Origin of the sequence: Photobacterium damselae subsp. damselae (assembly GCF_038086725.1) — a bacterium.
GTDB lineage: Bacteria > Pseudomonadota > Gammaproteobacteria > Enterobacterales > Vibrionaceae > Photobacterium > Photobacterium damselae.
This window is the reverse complement of record NZ_CP146971.1, coordinates 57,188-78,994: the sequence shown is the minus strand read 5'-3', so window position 1 is coordinate 78,994 and position 21,807 is coordinate 57,188. Positions and strand designations below refer to the sequence as shown.

The 21,807-nt window shown below is 43.9% G+C and carries 1 protein-coding gene; it reads right to left on the bottom strand.

Annotated elements, in window-relative coordinates; all coding sequences use genetic code 11:
- Window positions 1-103 precede the first annotated feature (103 nt).
- On the bottom strand, window positions 104-21,784 hold the full coding sequence (locus WAX86_RS15245; RefSeq protein ID WP_341489615.1) for a GEVED domain-containing protein: 21,681 nt from the start codon (window positions 21,782-21,784) through the stop codon (window positions 104-106).
- Between the last annotated feature and the right edge of the window lie 23 nt (window positions 21,785-21,807).

Here is a 21,807-nt window from a genome sequence, read left to right as displayed (position 1 = left end):
TAAAATAACATGAAAATAAAAACGACAATTTAAAGATTTTTATATTTCAGATAAAATTATGGCGAGTATTACCTCGCCATAATTTATATATATTTTTTTTTTTTTATTTAATGATCACTTGATACACGACGGTTCCGCTTTCGCCAGGATTAAGTGCTCCTGTCATTTCCCAACGAACTTCGCCTTGATAACCAGCCCCATTGGTACCATGTGGTGTTTGCTCACTACAAGTTAGACTAGCTGGCAAACTACCTGACGTACAATCAATAGCTTGGTTCAACTCTGTGTATTCAGGTGTGGTATCAAATACCGTCACTTCAGTGATTGGCCCACTACCCACATTGGTAAATTCAACAGTATACTCAAGCACTTCACCTGGACGGCCTTGGTTACTGGTCGTCACTCCCGTACCTTGTGTAATATTTTCGACTGTCTTATTGAGTTTCAACTCACCCGCTCCGGCAAAGGTTGCACGAACAGTATCTGTATCTACTACCTGTCGAGTAATTCCGTGACCTGTAGCAGCACTATCATCAAACGTCATATCAGCCTGAATATCATAGTGATATAACGCATTTAATGGCGCATCTGCAGGCACAAAGACTTTGCTGATAAGACAAATACTGCTGTCACCACTTACCGCAACTGGATTAACAATCTGACTGTCAGAACCATCTATAACACCATTACAATCATTGTCTTGGTAGAGTATGGCACTCCAACCATCATTAGCAGGCTCTGCGGAAATATTCATCACAGTAAAGTTAACACTACCGGCAGTTTCAGCGGTGAATTTATGGCTAAAGAGCACCCCTTTACCAGGCTCGGTCTCAGTAAAGTTATCTGGCTCCATACGAGGCTCTTTAACCTTACCAAAGTTCAAGCCAGTCAAATAATCACCAGCAGCGGCATTAACCAACATTTGACTATCAACAACACTGCTATTGGTTATTTGAGTAAGTGCCGAAACATCTGATTCACTAATATCAATCCAGTCTGCTTGTTTAACCACTTCCAAGATAAGATCTTCATCAGCAAGTGAAACTGGGACAACAAGCAAGTAACCACCATCACCAGATGTTATTGTTGTCGCAACTACATCACCAGTAGCATACCCACCAGCACCCGTTCCATTATAGATAGCTCGAACCACCACATTACCAATACCTTCTTCACTGCCATCAAAGACACCATCATGGGCTGCTGTTGCACCTCCCACTCCATTATCTTCAAAGACAAAGCCACTTAGTACAATTTGGTTAATGAGTTCAAATTGATAATCTTCCACCTCACCATCCAGCGCTTCACCCGTTGGTGTATTACAGGTTGTTGCCGTACTACAGAGGCGGAAGCGAGCAAAGGTATCACCGTTGTAACCTGCGGTCAGGCCTGCATCTAAATTAAAATCAAGGTTGGTTGAAGTGGCACTGATCGCTTGGTCTTCAATAATCAATTCACCCACATCAGCAAAATCACCATCACCATTGAGATCAATAAAGACATTCAAGAAGCCCGTTGCTTGTGGAACCGAAACAGTAACAGGCGTTGACGTTGCAACCGTAATACTTGCAGGTAGTGTCACGCCATCTTCATCATCAGAGGCTTGAATATCATCACCTGTAGCATCGGCAGAGAACTGACTAACAAACTCACTGTCCCAGTTAGCACCTAACGTGAGGTCTTGGTCACCATCTAGGGCTGGATCTCCATCATTACCGGTATCAGAATAATTGTGGAAAGCATCACCGTAAGTGACAGGAGCATCACCATAGTCTCGGGCGTAGTAACAACCAGCGGCATCATTGCCTTGGATCGAAACATCAATACCCTCAGTTACAAACATCAACTCGCCAGTAATCACATTAAGTTGATACACTGCAGTCTTATCAATCAGATCATGAGCATTATCACCATCAGTATCGTGATCGCCACCATTCGCAAAGGCATAAAGCATAATGCCATTATCCATAACGGTGCCACCAGATCCCGCCACTCCAGTATTTCCAACAGGTAACAAGCCATTAAAGTTAACAGGATTTGTTGTTACAGCACCTGTTGTTGGGTTGATCTGGACATAGTTACCTCCAGGTAGGTCAATGCCATATAACATGCCATCATTCGAGCTGAAGGAGAAATCACCACCAATAGTTGGAGTTGAAGACAATGTAATCGTGGTAAAGGTCTGGGTATTTAAATCAATACGCACAAGTGAATCCCAATTACCATTCATCACATAGAGATATTGACCATCAGGAGAAACATCACCTCTAACAGGAAAAGCGATATTAGTGCCACTACCTGTACGAGAGAGTATTTGGTTATTATTGAAGGTTGCTGATCCATTAACAGAATGAGTCAACGTTTGTGAACCATCGGCTCTAATTGTGCCAAGAGAGACAAACTCAGTACCATCGCGATCTGTAACGAATAGCATAATGTTTTCATCAACACTATCTCTATCAATAAATACACCATAGAACAGACCATTGAGACGATTAAAACCAACTGCATTAAAGTATCCAGCGTTTGGATAACCGTTCACCGTAATCGGGCTCACTATATTATTGAGCTGAGCAGGGTTCGTGGTTGGATCAAATTCGGCAAAATCATAACCACTGACATTATCGCCTTTGGTTTCGATAACGATATCACAGGTATTATCACCATTTAGGCTCGAAACAAGCACACGATAATCTTCGATTTCCCCATCAGGAGCAGGGCCAATTGGATCTGGTGCACTATCCCCATCTGAATCAAGAGGCGTGCTGGTTCCCGTATTAAAGTCAGAGCTTAGGCGCAGACGATAACCAACCACACTATTACTAATATTTGGTCCTGTTGTTCCTACATTATTCCAAGTTAATGTCGCTGAGGTTGCACCATTTGGTACGATAACCCACGCACTTTCATCATTATCAAATGAACCACTGTTATCAAAGTCGATCCAACCAGATAAGTATGCATCACTGCCTGTAGTGTTTACCACGGGCACAGTTTGCGTCACTGTTGGGCTTGATACATCGGCCGTAATAAGAGCACTTAATACATCTTCATCATCAGGGGCTGTACCCACATTATCATCACCAGCATAATCGGCATCGGGCTGACCATCGTTTTCATTATCCGCCGCTACTGCACCTATATATAGTCCAGTTTCTTCAGTCAAATGACGAGGACCATTATTTGCCAATGTTGTTGGATAACCAGCTGTTTCTGGCGCGTCACCAAAATCTAATGGTAATGGCGCAAAGCGACAGCGAGCACCATCATTTTGACTGGTAGACGCATTCATTTGGGTGAAATTCACCGCACTATAACTACCTGATGGCAAGCTTGGATCTGAAATATCAATTCGAACTATGCGACCTGGATTTGGATTTTGAGATGCGTAGAAGAAACCTTGATCATCAAAGTATACAGCCCCCCATCCTGTTCCTGTTTCACCATTAATACCAACGTACCCTAAGTTAGTTCGAGCTCCGGTTACAGGATCAAACTTAACCAATGATCCCGTTGGCGTTAAGGTATATAGCATATTATCTATTGGGTTAATGGCCATATCAGCCATGGTTGGAGCAGAAACAGTTACTTCACCTATTTGTTGTAAATACGTACTGCTATTTGGATTAACATCAATACGATACATACTTGTACCGCCACTGTTAATTAGTAGTAGTACACCGTTATCATCAATATCACCGCTGTTATAATTATCAATTGTCATTGTACTACCTGTAATTGGCAGCACGAACGCTGAACCAGCACCATCGACCATCAAAACAGTATCTTTGTTTCGAATATTATCGCCAATCAAAGTGTTAGTAATGAAGTTATAACCTGTACCACCAAACACGCCAGTTGTACTTGGTAGGACATCATCATATAGCGGTGTCACTGTACCCATAGCAAGATTGATACTCGTAATATCAGTTGGAGAATTTCGTAATAAATACCCGTCACTACTACAGGTAGGGAATGTTGTAATAGTAAAGTCAGCAAAATTCACATCACTAACATCAGCGGTTAACGAAACAGTCTGTATATTTGGTGAACTTGAATGGACATTAGCAGGATCGCCAATCGTAGCCCCCGCATAACCGCCAGAACTTGGCTCTAATGTACCAATTGTTGGAGGGCATGTTGGGTTAACAAGATCAGTCTCGAGGGCTGCTTCATATACCTCATAACTGCCACCTGGTATTGTCATTGAATATGCACCGGTTGTTGCATCTGCGGTTGCCACAAAACACTCATTAGTCGTAGTGTTATAAGCAATCACTGGAACCGCAATACCTAATCCAGCTTCACCAACATCTTTAATTCCATTTACAGTTGGAGCGGTGCTGCTGTCATCAAAGACAAAACCAGATAGTTCGAAACTACATACTGCAGGTTCTGTTGGTAGCGTTGCAGAGTTAATCACTTGCCCATCACCACCAGCATCACCACAAAGTAACGACCCTGTACAGCTTGCATTACCCCCACTAACATTGGCTGAGGCACCTGAGCTATTAAAGATTGCAGCACCACCACCACCACCAGCAGACTGTCCATGACCGCCCGATGATGTCGCACCATTACCACCAACCGTATTCACTGTTAACGACGATAATGAAGCACCATCTTTGTTATACACCAGCACTGAACCACCGGCACCACCACCACCCGGGCTATCCCCCCCCGCATTTGGCGAAGTATTACCATTAGCGTTAATCGTACCTGTACCTGTTACTGTATTAGCCGTGATGTAAACAATACCACCACCATCAGCACCATCTTGGCCAACACCGTTATTTTCTTGGCCTGCACCACCACCTCCTCCAAGGGTTAGGCGTGTTGGATCAGCCAGCCCAATACCCGTTCCTGGCTCACCTGGATAAAAACTGGTTGAATTAGCATAGTAACCACCGCGGCCACCTGGACCAACATTGGCACCACCACCACCACCAGAGTTATAGTTACCACCACCGCCGGCATTAGCAGGAGCACCGATACCATAATCACCATCGCTATAACCAAGACCACCAAGACTAACTGGCGTTCCGGCAACACCTTCACCTTTACCACCATCAATATTGGTCGCTGACATTACATAATTAAGGCCAGTCGCTATACCATTACCTGTGTTGAGTGTACCGCCGCGGAAGCCCTTACCGTTAACATCGATCGTATTGCCATTGAGATCTAAGGTGCCATTAACATAAATCGAGACAATACCCCCACTAGAGCCGTCCCAATCTGAAGCGGTAATGGTTCCAGTTAAACGAGCATCTTCATACATAGGCACACGAACAACTTGGAAGGAACTATTACCATCAGAAGTAAAGCTATTGGTGAGATTTTCACTAAGCGTCAATGTTGGGTCAGCAAAACTAGCAACAGTGGCAAATTCGTATTGACCTGTAGTACCGTAATCAATCCAACCACTGCCATAGCCCCCCGCGACACCGCTACCATAGCTATCTGTATTGGTTGTATCGATCGAGGCATTTTGCATCTGAATGATCATCACTCGATCACCTGGATTTAAAGTCTCTGTAGTATTACCAGTCGCCGTACCTAAGGTCAGTACATTGGTACCGGCTAGAGCATTTGCCGTGGCTGGATAGTAAGTATTTACCGTTCCTGTAATATCAATTGGCGTACCCGATGTACCTTCAATGTTGCCTGTATTGAGACACTGGGCAATCACAACAGCAGGAGTAATTGGCTGAATCGGCCCTTTTAAAATAGGAATTTGATGATCTTCAACCTCTCCATTAACCGCAGTGCCGTTATAGTCACTTGCTGTTAACGTTTCAGTTGTGATTCTCAAGCGCATATAGGTTTCTGTTGCAATCGTACTGGTATTGATCAATGAGAAGCTGAGTAATGCCGAACCATCTGTTCCTGCATCAGCATCGGTACAAGACGCTTGCGCAAATTCACCGCTATCAGCAAAATCACCATCAGCATTGAAATCGACCCAAGCATATACGTTAGCCCCAAGATCTGTAGTTCCATCATGATCGTTACAAATTACATCTTGAGAGAAATCGGTTGCACCCTGAGATAAGAAGCCGGGAGCAGATATACCATCCTCATCATCACTCCCTGTTGTATCGTCATCGGTTGCATCGCCATTATCATCGGTACCATCACCGAAGCCATCCGTATCACCATCACCAATAATTGCACCTAGGCTTAAGGTCGAATTGCCTAAGCGATGACGAGCACCATTACTGGTAAATAGCGTGTTGTAACCAAGTACTTCAGGTGCATCGCCATAGTCATATGCCACATCCAAAATGATGCGGTGATCTTCGACTTCACCATCAGTTGCTACATCATGCGGGGTTGAACAGGTTGTCGCAATTGAACAGATTCGAACTCGCAAGTAGCTACCACCATCGAGAACATTATCAGGCGTGGTAAAATCAAGAGAAATATCGGTACCATTATCAGCGCTGGTAATGCTCACTGGCGTTGCAGCTTCTGTCGCCACATCAAAGACACCATCACGATTGAAGTCCAACCAACCATATACGGTGGCATCCACATCCGTATTAACGCGAACCGTTAGCGACTCAGTACTACCTGGCTCTGCCATAATAGAAGCCGGAATAGTCACGCCATCTTCATCATCGACACCGGCTAGATCGTCATCTTGCGCTAAACCATTATCATCTACCCCATCCACAAAACCATTGGCTTCAGCATCGGTTGCAACGGTACCCAAGAAGATAGTCGCACTTGGTGTGTGCATAGGTCCTACACCTTCTCCACTGGCATCAGTTCTATCTGTACCATAAGTATCAGGCGCATCACCAAGGTCAAAGGTTCCCATCACAATAAGGTGATCTTCAACCTCACCATTGTTAGCAACACCTCCAATTGAAGCGGCAGTGATCGCATCTGTTGTGATACGAATACGGGCATAAGTGACACCTGCAGTTAAACCACTTAACCCAGTCCAGTTGAAGACAAACTGCCCTTCACTGGTAGCATCAGGAACTGTCGTCACTTGTGCTTCACTGGTTTCAAATGTGCCGCTCTTATCAAAGTCAATCCACACAATTAAGTTCGCAATTGAACCCGTTGTATTTGATGCTTCCACCGTTAAGCTGTAATCGGTCGCATTAATATTAATTGGCGAAATAACGTTGACGCCATCTTCATCATCAGGCGAGGCATTTTCATCATCACCATTTGCGGTAGCACTTGGCAAGCCATCAGGTTCACCATCACTGGCTTGATCACCCACAAACAGAGTCGCATCACCATAATGGAATGGACCGCCACTACCAGCTAGGGTCAAATAGCTATCTGGCGCATCAGCAAAATCAACATTATCAGAAACCGTAATGGCATAGCCTTCAACTTCACCATTAGCCGCTTCACCAATTGGCGAGCTACAGTCAGTGACTGAATTACAGATTCTAAAGCGAACATAAATAGTATCGCCGTTAGTAATGCCTGAAGTGATTGGCCAAGTAAGAACCTTAATGGTATCCGTTTCTCCATCAGGTACCGTAACGGTTTGCATTTCAGAAGCTTCTAAATCACCATTTTGATTCCAATCAGCCCAAGCATACAAATTACCGTCAGAGCCTGTGGTATTGGTTGTGGTGACACGCATTGAGTATTGAGTTGCCGTACTCGATAGCGGTAATACTTCAACACCATCATCCGTATCACCATTAGCAGCAACAGTTGCATACGCATCGGTTTCACCATCAGGTGCTGTTCCCATATAGATAGTGGCACCCAGTTGGTGACGAGGACCATCAAACTGGAAGGCGGTAATGTAGTTACCAGCACCAATTCCTGTACCTGTATCTGGTAAATCACCAAAATCTAATTCTACATTTGAACAACTGCCGTTTACATTTGCATCATCAGCTAACCAATTGTTACGAGCTAAGAAAGCAGATTGATCTTCATAGTAGTCATAGACAAAATCCATCAGATCTTGGTAAGGCGTTAAGTTTCCTGAGATATAGTTCGGTGTGAAATAGAACTGACGTTCACCCGAACCAACCCAAGGACCGGTATGAGAACGAGGGTACTCATATCCCCCCACTGTCGTTGGCTCATATGGAATTAGCCAAGCCATAGCATCCACGTTATTACAAGAGCCCGTTACCGTTGGTAGAGTATAAATCACACTTCGATGATCGATACCTGTAATGGTCGATAATGTCCCCGTCGTAGACACTGACGCTTGAGTTGATAATGCACCCGGACCATCAGATGGGTGGAAACGCGGTAAGGTTGTTGGGCCGCTGTAACCAGCAAAACCTGTAGCAGAAGTACCAGGGAAGCCAACCTGCTGTCCCATGTAAGCATTAATGCGAGTGGTAGTTGCATCAGCAAAGGTATCACCTTCAACAAGAGAAAGTAACACACCACCTTGATTACGATAATCCAGTAAAGCATCAATTTCAGCGGTCGTATCTGGACTGATACCACCTGCTAAATCTGATTGATAAAGAATAAACTGGTAATCACGTAACGTGAAATCGGTCGTAATATTATCGGTTGGAACCAAAATATCGTAGGTTACATAACCAACACCATAATTATTCTCCATCAAGGCAACCGTATTATTAGCTACATTAGGCAGAGTATATTCAATGGCTCCAGAGTCTTGTTGGATTAACATATGGAAGGTGACTTTATGATAATGATCTTCTATCTCACCATCTGTTGCTCCACCTTGTGAACGCTCATCCACAGTAGTAGCGCCATTATCGGTTAGCGTATCGGTAGTTAGACGCATACGTACATAAGTATCACCAACATTACCGCCTTCACCGTTAGATAAATTAGTCCATTCTACCGCAATCGGTAAATCGGAAACCCCATCCGGTACAGCCACACTGGTGTACTCATCAGCTTGGAATTCACCATCTAAATCATGATCTACCCAAGCATGCAAAGTAGCCGCACTACCAGAAGTGTTGGTTACCGTTGTGGTGTATGACCAATTAATCATTGATGGCGATAAAACAGGAAATGCAGGTGTTGCTTCATCTGCCGTGCCATTATTATCATCACCGTCTGCGGCTGTATTTGGTTGTCCATCGACATCCGCATCTGGTGCTACAGCTCCGATATAGAGATCCGTCGATGGAGCATGATTTGCACCATTATTTGTACTTAGCGTAAAGTAATTATTTGGTGCATCACCCCAATCTTGGCTAGTTAATACGGCAATTCTAAAGTCTTCCACTTCACCTGTGGTTGCTGCACCACCTGGATTTGCTCCAGTTAAACCATCGGTTGTCGGCATCAAACGAGCACGACCAAAATAATATCCTGCCGTTGGAGTTAAACCACTCCAAGATGGGTTATAAACGGTATTCACCCCATTAGATGCTGCAGTAATAATTTGCGCTTCAGATGTATCAAAGGTACCGTTGCGATCCCAATCTATCCACACAATGAGATCCGCATCGGCCCCTGTATTATTGAGCACATTGGCATCTAAGGTGTAACTGGTTGCACCTAGCGCAAGTACAGGAAGAGTAATTCCATCTTCATCTGCGGTCGCTGTAATATCATCCAATTGTGCATCTAAACTACCATCAGCATCTTCGCCATCGGTAGCTGCGGTACCTAGACGCAATGTTGTGCTGATTGGATGAATTGGACCACCGTCAGCAAAGCGCACTAAATAGGAATCTGGCGCATCACCACCATCGTATCTCACACTATCACTGAGTAAGTAATGATCTTCGACTTCACCATTAGATACACCACCAAATGAACGCGGATCTTCATTCGTTCCCGTTACCGTATCAGCTAACAGTTCAGAGGTGATACGAACACGCATATATCGATTCTGGCCCGCAGATAGTCCTGTGGTTGCAAGCCAATCTAACTCAATTGGACTATTCGTTAGCCCCGTTGGAACAATAACCGCGCCTCCTGTTGCTGTACCATTACCAACGAACTCGTCGCGATCAAATCGACCATTACCATCGAAATCGACCCAAGCATAAATGTAAGCATCACTACCCGTATTGTTAGTTACCATGGCATTGGCACTGTAACTACCTTGGGTTGTTGTTAATGGTGGTAGAACTAAACCATCTTCATCGTCAGTTGCAGTGGTATCATCACCCGTTGCCTGCAATGCAATAGTTGGGGATTGAGCATCATTATCGGCATCAGGCAATGTGCCCATAAAGAGATCGGTATCAATACCATGGAATGGGCCAGAATCGGACTGCGTTGTACGATAATTATTTGCTCCCACATTAGCCGCCTCATCTGGCGCATCACCATAATCAAACTCGCCAACAAAGACCATATAGTCTTCTACTTCACCATCAAGCGCTTGTCCTGCCCAATCATTTGCCGTGAGGTCGGTGAGATAACTTAAACGAATACGCAATGCCATAGAGCCGTTAGTAAGACCTGATAAACCGTTCCAAGTTAATACTGCGGTCTTATTTCCATTAAAGTATGGAATGTTATCGACACTAAATGGTGCATCTCCTGTACTGTCATAGTTAATTGTAGATACCACTTCTGAAGCGCTAAACTGTCCGTCTTGATTAGAATCCAACCACGCAACTAAAGTGGCCGGGTTACTTGCTAACTCAGAATTACGTAGAGTCAACGTAACACTGTAAGAAGTTGCTGCTGTTGCAATATTAGCAAGTGGTTGTGGTAGACCATTTTCATCATCGCTACCGTTTAGGTCATCGCCAGAAGCATCACTGCTTGGTTGACCATCGGTATCTGCATCTATGGTTGAAGTTCCTAAATAGACGGTTGCACTATTACTACGACCATGGAATGGACCATCACTGCTACTCAAGGTTTGATAGGTATCTGGCGCATCACCCATATCTTGATCGCCAATATAAATTCGATGATCTTCAACTTCACCATCACTGGCACCAAAGAGAGAACGAGTATCTTCTGCAGCGCCAGTATTGAGATTAACCAATTCATCGGTCGTCAAACGAAAACGAGTTAACGTAAACCCTGCTGCAATACCGGTAAAGCTATCCCAAGTTAAGTCAACAGAACCATTTGTACCTGTCGGTACTACCAGCTCAGCAACCTCATCACTACCAAACTGACCATTACGATCCCAGTCAATCCAGCCGTATAACGTAGCGTCTTGTCCCGTATTGTTGGTGACATCTACCGCCACGGTATAGCTTGTCGGTACAGGTGAGTTATCAAGGGCTCGAAGTGTTACTCCATCTTCATCATCGCTACCTGTAGTATCGTCACCATCAGCGGTTGTTATTGCGCTACTTGGATTGGCATTGGCTTCACTATCTGGCACGCCCGCACCGATATATAAATTGTTATTAATCACATGATATGGACCATCATCTTCGATACGAGAACGGTAATCACCGGCTCCCGTAGCAGTACCTGCTGCTCCATCTTCGGCGTCACCAAAATCTAGATCTCCGATATAGATCACATGATCTTCTACTTCCCCATTTTCTGCCGGGCCACCCCAGTCATTAGCGGTTAACGTTGAGTTGGTTAAACGCAAACGCATATAAGTGCTGCCTGCGGTTAAGCCACTGATACCTGTCCACGTCAATTCTGTTGTTGGTGTCGTTTGCGCACTGGTATTGGTTGATGTTGCAATCGCAGTTAGCTCAGCAAACTCACCAGCATCAGCAAAATCACCATCTTGGTTAAAATCAATCCAACCATATAAATTAGCGTCACTACCCGTTAGGTTATAGAGCGGAATACCTACTGTATAAGAGGTATCAGCAACGGCTAAGATTGGGAATGGCGTTAAATCATCAGCATTTTCATCATCAACACCATCTGCATCATCGCCTGTTGCCCCATCTGTTGGTTGTCCATCATCATCATGAACATTGTCGTGGGTAGCATCACGAATATAGAGGTTGGCATTATTGTGAATATGGTAAGGACCACCACTGGTATATAAGGTGTTATAAGAGTCAGGCGCATCACCTGCATCATAGGTTTCAACCCGAATATAGTAATCTTCAACTTCACCATCACTGGCCCCACCAAATGAGCGAGGGTCTTCATTGGCCGTGCCTACTTGGGTATCTGCCAATAAATCTGAAGTGAAACGAATACGAATATAAACATCCGTTCCTGTTGCAATGCCAGGGAAAGAGTTCCAGCCTAGATTGGTTGTAGTATTAGTATTGCCTGTATTGATTTCACGAGGCTCTCCAGTATTACCACCAAAAAATTCATCGCGATCAAAACGGCCATTACGGTCAAAGTCGATCCATGCATACAAATATCCAGTACGACCACTATTGTTGCTAACGGTTACCGGGATATTGTAAGTGGTATTGGTATTATTGAGTGGCGGAATAAAGGCACCATCTTCATCATTACTGCCGGTAATATTATCGCCTTGAGCAAATGCCGTTGTTGGGTCATTGGCATCATTTTCACTATCAAGCAGTGTGCCCATCAAAATCGTATTATCAATACCATGATACGCACCATTATCACTCAGGGTTGTACGATAGTTATTGGCAGCGACACCAACACCAGTATCTCTTGCATCACCAAAGTCAAACTGCCCAACGAAAACCACGTAATCTTCTACTTCACCACCTTGAGCAATTCCCCCCCAATCGTTGGCAGTTAAGCTAGTATTGGCAACTCGGATACGCAATCCCATAGAGCCTTGAGTTAAACCAGAGATTCCATTCCATGTTAGGGTTACTTTATTGGTAAGATTATTGCTGCTAGTTGGCAAGTTATCAGAAGCAAAGGTTGAATTACTAAATGGTACGCCTGTCGCAACCACATTCAGCTCATCCACCACTTCATCAGCACTGAATGTGCCATCTTGATTAGTATCTAACCAAGCTACTAAGGTTGCATCAGCCCCTGAATAGTTATAAACCGCTAAATCAACACTGTAGCTGGTAATACTGGTTGCCACGGTCGATAATGGCTCAACTAGGCCAGTTTCATCATCAACACCTGTATTATCATCACCAAGTGCAGCGGCATCTGGAATAGCTTCATCATCGTCATCAATATTATTCGCCCCCATGTAGAGGTTACTTACATAGTAATGAGCCGGGCCACCACTTGTTGGTAAAGTGAGATAACTATCTGGTAAGTCACCAAAATCGGTATTCTCCGCCGTGACAAAGAAGTCTTCTACTTCACCATCTTGCGCTGCACCTAATGAGCGCTCATCAATGGTTGTTGTTGCATCACCATCCGTTAATAACTCAGTTGTTAGACGTAAACGTACACCGTAAGTTCTTGCATCAACCAATGCCGTATCTGTGGTAAAGGTAACAGTATAAGTCTCAGTACCCGTATTGGCTGGAATAGTAATCACGCCATTATTCACAGCCTGAGTCAGTCCACCGCTATTAATTGATGCTTGAGCTATCTCATCACTTTCAAAACTACCATCACGATCCCAATCAATCCACGCATAGAGATACGCAGTAGACGTTGAATCATTGGTTACTGTAATCTGAGTATCATAACTATCTCCCGCATCCAGATCTGGCAGCGGGATATCTGCTAATGCATTTTCATCATTAATGTCTGTTGTGTTATCACCAGTAGCATCACTGCTTTGTGGTGTAGCACCATCAATATCTGGCGCTACGGTTCCCAAATACAGATTTGGTTCTGCAGCAACATTATGATAAGGGCCACCAAAGGTTAAATTAGTTTGATAGTTGTTAGCAGCTGTGCCTGATGAAGTATCGGGTAAATCACCTAAGTCTTGACCACCGATTTGAATCATGAAATCTTCAACTTCACCATTGGATGCACCGCCACCTACATCAGTTACGGTTAATGGATCAGTTGTTAAACGGAAACGAATAAAGGTATTGCCAACCGAAAGATTCTGCATCTGATTGGAGTCAAAAGAATAAGTATAAGCGCCATTTTGACCACTAGGTATCACATCCACACGACCTTCAATCTCATCAAAGACGCCATTGCGGTTACTGTCGATCCAACCAGCAAGATACGCATCACTACCCGTAGTATTACGCACTGTGAGTTCTAAACTGTGGCTTGAACCGTTAACAGGAATGGAGGTTAATGGCTGACTGGTGCCATTTTCGTCATCGCTACCATTGTTGTCATCACCTAATGCATCACTGGACGCAAGAACAATACTGTCACCATCAATGGTTGAGGTACCTAAATAGAGGTTGGTATTGTTGGAAATAATATGGTGAGGTCCACCAAGCAGAGGATCAACCAAATAACTTGCAGGCGCATCACCTAAGTCTTGTAAGCCAAAGAAGATACTGTGATCTTCTACTTCACCACCAGCCTCACCACCAAGAGAGGAGATGTCACTGATTTGTCCAACTAAACGATTCGTTAAACGCAAACGAACAAATGAAGTCGTATTGTTAGTTACGGCAGGTACGGATGCCCACTCCAATTCAACCGGAGTATTACTAGACCCCGTTGGCACTACGGCAATTTGCCCTTCACTATCTTCAAATTGACCATTACGGTTAAAATCAATCCATGCCACTAATGTTGCTACGCTGCCTGTTGTATTGGTTACTGGCACCGTAATCTTGTAGGAACTCATACCATTAAATAGTGGCGGTAAGGTTACTGGGCCTTCATCATCTGTGGCATCTAAATCATCAGCAGTAGCGGTCGCATCTTGTAATGACCCATCATCAATATCTGGGGCCGTAGATCCAATATATAATCCACTAACAAATAAGTGATATGGACCAAAATAGTTATACAAGGTTTGATAATTATTAGCAGCAGTACCTGATGAGGTATCTGGTGCGTCACCAAAGTCTGGATCACCGACATAGATATAGTGATCTTCAACTTCACCATTTAGAGCAATACCGCCCCAGTCATTAGCCGTTAACGTATCAGAGGTTAAACGTAAACGCAGCGCCATATTACCCGTTGTTTGACCACTGAACCCACTCCAAGTTAATTCTGTAGTTGGAGCAGTTTGCGCAGAAGTATTCGTACCGTTAACAATGCCTTCTAGTAAAGCGAACTCACCTGCATCATTAAAATCACCGTCTTGGTTTAGATCCAACCAACCGTAAAGATTAGCGTTAACACCAGTACCATTATAAAGCGGTACACCAAGGGTATAAGAAGTGTCGGTTAAGGTTAGAATTGGCAACGGAACAAGTGCATCGGCATTTTCATCATCAACACCATCGTTATCATCACCATTTGCTACTGCACTCGGCTGACCATCAACATCGTGTGCATTATCATGAGTTGCATCTCGAATATACAAATTCACATTAGTATGATAATGAGCTGGACCACCATTGGCATAACTGGTTTGATAGGATTCAGGTAAATCACCACCATCGTATGTATCAACACGAAGATAGTAATCCTCTACTTCACCATCACTTACACCACCATATGAACGGGGATCTTCTACGGTTCCCGTTACGGAGTCGGTCAACAAATCTGTCGTTAAACGAATACGAACATAAACATCGGTGTTATTCGCAATACCTGGGAAGCTGTTCCAAATAATGTCAGTCGCCGCTTCTGTCGCCCCGGTTGCAATTGTTACAGGAGTTCCTGATGCACCACCTGCAAATTCATCACGGTCAAATCGACCATTGCGATCCAAATCGATCCACGCATAGAGATATGCATCACTACCTGTATTATTGGTAACTGTTGTTGGTACTGTATAGGTTGTTACTGAGTTATGTAGCGGCCCAACAAAAGCACCATCTTCATCGTCGCCACCGAGATCTTCATCATCGCCAAGGGCTAATACAGCAGGACTATTAGCATCATTTTCAGTATCTGGTGCCGATACCCCAAGGTAAAGATTTGGACTCAAGCCATGATATGCACCACCATCATTAAACGTAGTTCGGTAATTATTGGCAGACACACCATTTCCAGTATCAGGTGCATCACCAAAATCAAAACTACCAATAAATACTTGGTGATCCTCAACTTCACCATTGCGCGCAATGCCACCCCAATCACTAGCAGTCAATGTATCGTTAGTAATACGTATACGAATAAAGGTGCTACCTTGAGTTAATCCTGATATCCCAGACCATGTTAACTCCGTTGTTGGCGCAGTTTGCGATAAGGTATTAGTACCATTGACAATATTTTCAAGAGCGGCAAACTCACCGGCATCAGCAAAATCGCCATCTTGGTTAAGGTCGATCCAACCATATAAGTTAGCATCGCTACCTGTTGCGTTATAAAGCGGTACACCTATGGTATAAGTCGTATCTGAAACACCCAATAGCGGTATCTTAGTTAAAGAATCGGCATCTTCATCATCGGTACCGTCTAAATCATCCCCATCAGCATTTGTCGTTGGTTGCCCATCTGTATCATGGTTATTGTCATGAGTAGCGCTGCGAATATACAAGTTAGCTATAGCATGAAAGTGCGAAGGACCATTACTGGTATAGAGGGTGTCATAACTATCAGGCGCATCACCGCCATCATAGGTATCAACTCGTAAATAGTAATCTTCCACTTCACCATCGGTTGCAACACCATATGAACGAGGATCTTCGACTGTACCGGTAACAGAATCGGTTAACAGATCTGTGGTTAAGCGAATGCGAACGTAAACATCGGTATTAACGGCAATGCCAGGAAAACTGTCCCATGTAACGTTAAAGGTTCCATCCGTTGTTCCTGTTGGTATCGTAATTGGTGTGCCTGCACCACCACCTGCAAATTCATCTCGATCAAAACCAGTTGTACGGTCAAAATCAATCCAAGCATAGATGTAAGCATCACTACCCGTATTATTGGTAACAGTAACTGGGAGAGTATAAGAGGTTGCACTAGAGTGAAGCGGAATCAATAACACACCATCTTCATCATCGGTTCCAGCAAGATCATCGCCATCACTAGTTACGGCTGGGGTGTTAGCGTCCTGCTCAGCATCGACACCCGCGCCTAAATAAAGTTGAGGGTTAACACCGTGGCGGGCACCATCATCATTCAACAAAGTTCGCTGGTTATTTGCAGCAACACCAATGCCAGTATCGGGTGCATCACCAAAATCAAAACTACCAACCAAGACAAAGTGATCTTCCACCTCACCATCTGGAGCAGCTCCTCCCCAATCCGTACTAGCAAGGCCTGCTGTGGTATAACGTAAACGAAGCGCTGCTTGGCCGTCTGTTTGTCCTGAAATTCCAGTAAATGTTAAGGTTATTGGCGAAGTCGTGGTAGTTCCTGTTGGAACCGTAACCACAGCATATTCGGCCGCTTCAAATTGATTATTTTGGTTCCAATCGAGCCAACCATAAAGATAAGCATCCCCTCCCGTATTATTACGAACAGGAACAAAGACTGAGTAACTGGTTGCGTCTAAAGGAAGAATTGGAGTTGGGGTTGAGAATGCATTTTCATCGGCACTGCCTGTTGTATCATCGCCATCAGCGCCAGAAGTTGGCTGACCATCGCCTTCGGTATCAATTGTCGCGCTACCAATATGAATATTCGTCGCATTACTCAAACCATGATAAGGACCACCACTTGTTCCTAACGTATCAAAGGTATCGGGTAAATCACCAAAATCTTGATCTGCCACCTGCAATGCATAATCTTCTACTTCACCCCCATCAACAAAACCATAAGAGCGCGGGTCTTCAATAGCACCAACAACTGCATCGGTAAGTTGTACTGGAGATAAACGAGTACGTAGATAAACTGTTGTGTTATTGGTTGGCGGGGTAATGGTCCCCCAAATAAGAGTAGACGTAATCGCTGTTGAGCCATCTGGGATAATAATTTCTCCCCCAGCACCCGCACCATTTGAGATAAATTCATCTCGATCAAACTCACCATCACGATTCACATCGAGCCAAGCATAAAGATATGCATCCGCTCCTGAATTATTAGTAACCGTCGCTTGGGTTGTATAAGAAGTTGCTCCACTGGTTAATGGCAGAACTAACAAGCTATCTTCATCATTGACACTATCTACATTATCACCAGATGCCGTTGTATTCTGCAGTCCATCAACTTCAGTATCGGTCGCATTTGTTCCTAAGAAGAGATCGCTATCTGTCGAGTGTCTTGGGCCATCATCAGCAAGGGTTGTACGGTAGTTTCCTGTTCCTATACCTACCCCTGTATCTGGGGCATCACCAAAATCGATACTAACAATCAGTTCACCATAATCTTCAACCTCACCATCAATACTGGCACCATTAGGAGTGTTACAGTCTCCCGTTGAACAGAGACGGAATCGGGCAAATGTAGTTCCAAGTACAGCATCACTTGGAGGTGTTATTGTGTAGGTGTTAGTACCGATAGCAACTGAAGTTTCACTGACAACTTGCTCGTTAGCATCATCAAAATCACCATCTTGGTTCCAATCAATCCAACCGTATAAATGGAAACTGCTGGTGGCAAAATCAGGATCTTTACCAATGGTAATATCAATATCTCTTGGGCGATTTAAAACATAAGTGCCATTGGCTGTAACTCCATCTTCATCAGCCAGATTAACAAGATTATCTCCATCAGCCATCGTTGTTGGTTGACCATCAATATCAGTATCAACCAGTAAACCTAAGAACAGATCGGGATTATTATCAGTATCATTATCAATCACTACATGGTTAGCACCACCGTTAGCCCGATAGGTTTGATAATCACCTTGCCCGGTACCAACTGTGGTATCAGGAGCATCACCCCAGTCTTTATTATCAATATCAACCGATACGTTAGCGCTAAATTCTGAGGTATCTTGCAGTTCGCCTAATCCACCTGTTGTTGTACGTTGAGCAATAACGGTAATTTCATCACCAGTATTTAAACCTGAGACGGCTATTGAGCCATCAAATGAGGCTCCAGATAGTCCAGTCAAACTGCCTAAATAGGTCAAACCTTCACCCGCATCTAACGAATCACTGCCTGTATCTCCAGTTCCTGCGCTGGCTTTATAGATTTCAAAAGTAAAGTCACCAGTGGCACACATATCACCAATGATGCGTAAATTTGATCCTTCTAAGAATGCGTAGTTAACTTGAGGTCGAGCCAAATCATTATTAGCGCCAGTACCGGTATCGTTGTTGCATAAATCGGTATTTAACGAAACGCCACTGCCTGTTGTAGTATTGTGCAAATCAATGGCGTTATCCGTATTGGCATCGAAGCTATTTTTGGTAATTAGGTAACCTTCAATATTGGTATTACCGTCGACCGAAACCCCTGAATCACCATTATTGTGTAGGACATTACATTCAACGATGGATAACTGACCGCTCTGGAAGTGAATTGCATCGCCATCAGCATTTTGAATATCATTGCTGGTAAAGGTTTGGAATAAATCGACATTAGAGGTATTACCTTGATAAATACCATCGCCTGTCGCATCCCGCATGAGATTACCCTGTATATTTAGATACGATGGAATACCGTAACGAATATATACATTATGATAAGGCGTCGCAGTTGTTGATGTGCTTCCTAATAACTGGTTATGAATGACTTGCCAATTGATGGTATTTGTTTGGCTTCTTAGGTTATTAAGGGATATATTGTGATGCGCTGTCTTTATGGCATTGTTACGAATGATGCCGTTATCGCCTGTAAGCTGACCATTACCTGAATTGGCAATCGCAATACCCGCACAACCAGATGAAGTGCCACAAGTTTCCTGACCAATAACATCATCATTACCCGCGGGATCAATACCAATTAAGTTTTGTTCGATTAAAGTATCGGTAATGCCCGCAGAATAAATATTAATGCCAAGAGATCCCCCAGTTAAAGAGAGATTTCTTACGGTAGTATTATCAGCATTAATAATCAGCAACTCAGAGGCGTAAGGACTTGATACTGTTGGCATATCTATTTGTAATTCTGGTTTAGCAAGAGCAGCAATAGTCTCAACAGTACAACCATCAGCACTGCCAACTGTTTGCGACTCACTATAATTACCCGGGTTTGAATCAACAACAGTTACCCCATCAGTATTGCTGTATGCCGTACCATCAATGGTTGTATTTGCACCGTTTGTTCCCGTAATAGTCGTTAAAGAAGAGGTTGGAGAAATGACCCACCAATCAGCACCAGGATCCGTATCATTAGCTGGCACACTAGGGACAAAACGCATCTCATTAGCACCGCTAAGCGTATTTGCATTGGTAATAAATTGCTGAAGTGAACCTTGCGCTGAAGTATTTGTGTTAGTCACAACATTATAGGAAAAGCCAAAATCGACATTAGTTTGGTTTTCAGAATCAAAAGAGAGTTCGACTTTGGTAATATGCTCTCGTGTGGTCGAATTTGTCGTTGCATCGGCTCTATCACCATCGATACCGCCATAACAGGCACCCGATGTGGTTAGAGGCGTATCTCCTGTTGCGCCATCACCATTGCTGTCACAAAAAGCACTGTAGTAGGTATCGCTGGCAGCATAGGTTTGCTCAGAAACTGCCGAGCCCGTTGATGGCGGAGCAGTCGCAACAAAATAGGTATCAATGGGTAGTTCGGTAAAAGAGTATGCGCCAGAAGAGGTTGTCATTTGTTGTAAATAGGTATCGCCTGCACTTGGTACCCCATCGCCATCATCATCTCGATAAAGCCTTACGACCACTTCGTTTGGTGTAACACCATCGCTCGAAATATCGCTGTCACCATTTTCATCTAAATAGACCGTACCACTGATATCAAAACAACCAATACAGAAACGATAATCTTCCACTTCACCGCTATCAACGGTGGTGGAAATATTTGAAGTAGTCAGTGCGGTATTGGCTATCCTAAACCGCGAAAAGAAATACCCAGTGTTACTTCGATCGGCAGGATCAACCGTAAAAGTCACACTACAAGTAAAATTAGAGCCTGAAGTATTGGTACAGTCTGAATTGGAAGAACCCGCAGCTGGAACGCTTATCGTAATCCCTTCATCGGCTTGGAAAGAGTTATCTTGATCCCAGTCAATCCAACCAACGAACGAGCGGCTTGCTCCAGTATTATTAAACACACTGGCTGTTACCGTAACCTCTCCTGTTGCTGGATCAATTTCAGTTTGAGGGAAACCAGTAATACCGTCATCAAAGGTATCGTTATTAGCTAACGTGCTGTTTCTGTTATTCGTTTCAAAACTAACATTAGAGCCAAAACGTAAGTTTGTTCCCGTTAAATCAACGTTGTGTCGAGCAACACCATAGCTGCTTGGTGCATCGGTCGCTTCAAAGTTACAGGCATACCCCGATGTATTAACACGAATACCACCATCATCACCTGCACCACCAGAGCTTCCCCCTGTCGCCGGTGTCTGGGTACCTTCAATCTGAATACTAGTTATTGATGTCATCCATGAAGGTAGAAGAATCTGAGTGCCGTGAGGATAAGCATCAAAAGCGTTAACACCAACATTACCGCCACCACTTTGAAAACTGGCGCCATTTTGAGTGCTAAGATTGGCTGTATTTTGGCTATCGTTTGGTGTAACTAATTGGGCAACTGTTGTTCCATTCACCTTTAATCTTATTGTGATGGACTCAGTATAATCGCCTCGGCTAGTCCATTGATTACCATTATTCCAGCCCCAATTGGCACTAATAACTATTCGCCCACCAGAGCCCGTACCACCGACAAGGTTGGTATTGTAGACACCAATATTTCTGGTTCCCCACCCATTACCACCATCACCATCAAAATAATATTGCCCACCCGACGTGGTTGGAGATGCATAACTTTGCGAACACTGCTGAGCCTCTGTATTTTGAGAGAACAAAAGTGATGAAAATAACAAAGCCGTGGAAAAAACAGCTTTATAGCATGAAGATACTGGTACAAACTTTCCCATTATCTCACCTCGGTGGCATTAGT